The 536-nt window shown below is 46.3% G+C and carries 1 pseudogene; it reads right to left on the minus strand.

What is annotated here, in order from left to right:
- Window positions 1-536: pseudogene (locus tag R7Z47_RS26560) on the minus strand (ribosome biogenesis GTPase Der); the annotation flags it as partial.

Here is a 536-nt window from a genome sequence, read left to right on the forward strand (position 1 = left end):
TGCGGTTTTTAACCACAGACATCATACGTTTACGCTTACGCTCTTGAGACAAGGTTAGCTTGTTCGCACGATTCTCAAACGGGTTTTCGCTATTCTGGAAGTTGATACGAATTGGCGTACCCATAATTTCCAGTGACTTGCGGAAGTAGTTCATCAAGTAACGCTTGTATGAATCCGGAAGTTCACGAACCATGTTACCGTGAATCACGACGATTGGTGGGTTGTAACCACCTGCGTGCGCGTATTTTAGCTTGATACGACGGCCACGAACCATTGGCGGTTGGTGATCATCAGTCGCCATCTTCATGATACGAGTCAAAACAGAGGTACCAACACGTGTCGTTGCCGACTTGTACGCTTCTTGGATAGACTCAAATAAGTGACCAACACCAGTACCGTGCAGTGCAGAAATAAAGTGAATACGAGCAAAGTCTACGAAACCTAGGCGGCGGTCTAGCTCTTTCTTCACGTTCTCTTTTACTTCGTTATCTAGACCATCCCACTTGTTTACCGCTAATACGATTGAACGACCAGCG

The organism is Vibrio sp. 1641, from assembly GCF_033339995.1.
GTDB classification, from domain to species: domain Bacteria; phylum Pseudomonadota; class Gammaproteobacteria; order Enterobacterales; family Vibrionaceae; genus Vibrio; species Vibrio alginolyticus.